The sequence below is a fragment of the Citrobacter sp. MGH 55 genome, assembly GCF_016906145.1.
In the GTDB taxonomy this organism is placed as follows: domain Bacteria; phylum Pseudomonadota; class Gammaproteobacteria; order Enterobacterales; family Enterobacteriaceae; genus Citrobacter_A; species Citrobacter_A amalonaticus.
Genome location: NZ_CP070239.1, coordinates 3,395,087 through 3,395,540, shown reverse-complemented (window position 1 = coordinate 3,395,540; position 454 = coordinate 3,395,087). Strand labels below are relative to the sequence as shown.

Here is a 454-nt window from a genome sequence, read left to right as displayed (position 1 = left end):
ACCTGAGCGAGTTTTAAAAGTTAGATCACCGGGCAGCTATCATCACCCAGCGCCCGGTTGATGAAGAACGTTACACGACCAATAACTTTCACCTCTTCCAGAGCRCTCCCCTYTATCGCYTCRCCATCTTCAGATATCAGTGCTTTRCCWGCCAGTTTTACAAACTGCACTTCACCAYCAGCAAGAACGGCGAGTGTATCTCCCTGTCGCGCATTCAGCGACACGTCGATAACCGCGTATCCCTCTGACGTTTCCAGRAYTCGACTRTTCATYGATATCCCGCAAAACATRTCGACTRTTAAGCGCCTTGAAAGATAATCAGCAGCCGGTGATGGAAATCCCATGTCATAGCCCTCCGTTAGGGTTATAGAGCATGAACAAACGCTCCTCACCTTCCGTAGAGGAAATATCCTTGAACGTGCTTATGCTGGCCTCTATCCAGGCATTTGCATCT

1 protein-coding gene (only partly in view) is annotated in these 454 nt (G+C 49.0%); it reads right to left on the bottom strand.

Features of this window, described 5'->3' with window-relative positions; translation table 11 throughout:
• Positions 1-345 precede the first annotated feature (345 nt).
• On the bottom strand, positions 346-454 hold the final stretch of the coding sequence (locus JTI98_RS21225; protein ID WP_252869588.1) for a DNA polymerase V. It continues 131 nt past the right edge of the window; only the last 109 of its 240 coding nucleotides appear in the window; its start codon lies beyond the right edge, outside the window; the stop codon is at positions 346-348.